Here is a 1,489-nt window from a genome sequence, read left to right as displayed (position 1 = left end):
GCCACTGGCTTGGTTGGCGCAACTGGCTTGGTCGGCGCTACCGGCTTGGTCGGCGCCACTGGTTTGGTTGGAATTACTGGGTTGGTTGGCGCAACTGGCTTTGTTGGTGTTACCGGCTTTGACGTAGTGGTAGTAGGGCGAGGCTTCGAGATCGGACTTTTCATATTCACACTCAAATTGATAAATATAGTTTTGATCTTTAATAACAAACTAAAGAGCCGAGCCGACAATAATCACGCACAACCAACTATTCAAACCAAAAGAAACTACAAGATATAAACAACATAGAGTTACGCTGCGCGGACCAACGCACAACAATAACTTTCAATAAACAGAAGTCATAAACCGTAAAACTTGCACTTCGATTGATTGCAAATATCATCACGCCGAAGGTTGGCATGTATTGATCGCGACCATCGGCTACATCGCTGCAAATGCGCGCCGTCCCTGCAGGCCACCCGTGTGGGCAAAGACCAGACGCGTGCCGACCGCGAATTCGCCTGACTCGACATGCTGCTTGAGCGCCAGCAAGGCCTTGCCGGTGTACAGCGGTTCCAAAGGGATGCCGCTGGTTTGCTCGGTCTGATCGATGAAGGTCAGCAACGCCTGGTCAACTTTGGCGAAACCACCACGGCTGGCATCGATCAGTTGATAGTCCGCCGCAGGCTCGGTGGCGTGCGCGAGGATCGACTCGATGTTCGGCGCTACGCCGTGATCATCCGGCACTGCCAGAGCACCGTACACCACGCGCCTGCCTTGCTCGGCGAGCGCCAGTCCGGCCAGTGTCGTGCCGGTGCCACAGGCCAGCCACCAGGCGTCGAAATCATTCCAGCCCAGCTTGGCCAATTGCTCTTCGGCCTGCTGCCTGATCGCTGCGCAACCCAAGGCGCCGGCCAGTCCACCACCGCCCTCGGGCACCGCATGCAGCGTAGGAAATTGCGCTTGCCATGGCACCCAGAATCCCGCTTCGTGCCGCGCGCGGTAGCCGGCGTAACCGAGCCAATGCAACTGCATGCCGAACGTTTGCAAATCCCGCACTGTCGGCGTGTCCTGCGGGTGCCCGCGCAGCAGCCCCACGGTTTTGAATCCCAGCCGCTTGCCCGCCGCCGCCAGCGCGTGCAGGTGATTGGAATGCGCACCGCCAAGGCTGATGATGCCCTCGGCGCCGGCACGCTCGGCGGCTTTGAGATGTTCAACGAGTTTGAACCACTTGTTGCCGCTGATCAGCGGGTCGATGCGGTCCAGGCGCAGGATCGCGAACTCGATGCCGGCGTCTGCCAGCCATTCAAGACGGAGCGGTTCGAGGGGGGCTTGGGCTAGCCAGTCGGGGGGAGGCAAAAGCATGGGCACTGCACAATCTGGAAAAGACCACATACTAGTAGGAGCTGCCGCAGGCTGCGATCTTTTGATCTTGCTTTTGAAATCAGGATCAACAGATCGCAGCCTTCGGCAGCTCCTTGTATGTTCCCCACACACCAGCATGAATGAG

Annotated in this window: 1 protein-coding gene and 1 pseudogene; one reads left to right on the top strand and one right to left on the bottom strand. The window is 57.9% G+C overall.

What is annotated here, in order from left to right:
* Window positions 1–279 (top strand): annotated as a pseudogene (locus tag D8U82_RS28520) (hypothetical protein); the annotation flags it as partial.
* A 141-nt stretch (window positions 280–420) separates the two neighbouring features.
* Here the strand turns inward: D8U82_RS28520 and D8U82_RS22675 are convergent.
* A complete protein-coding gene (locus D8U82_RS22675) occupies window positions 421–1,344 on the bottom strand; it encodes a pyridoxal-phosphate dependent enzyme (protein ID WP_130902997.1) in 924 nt (307 codons plus the stop codon).
* Between the last annotated feature and the right edge of the window lie 145 nt (window positions 1,345–1,489).

Source organism: Pseudomonas sp. Sample_23, from assembly GCF_004307595.1.
In the GTDB taxonomy this organism is placed as follows: Bacteria; Pseudomonadota; Gammaproteobacteria; order Pseudomonadales; family Pseudomonadaceae; genus Aquipseudomonas; species Aquipseudomonas atacamensis.
The sequence above is the reverse complement of the archived record's forward strand: the minus strand, read 5'-3'. Positions and strand labels throughout refer to the sequence as shown.

Coding starts and splice junctions, on each gene's coding strand:
- D8U82_RS22675 (WP_130902997.1), bottom strand. CDS start 1,344: ATGCTTTTGCCTCCCCCCGACTGGCTAGCCCAAGCCCCCCTCGAACCG.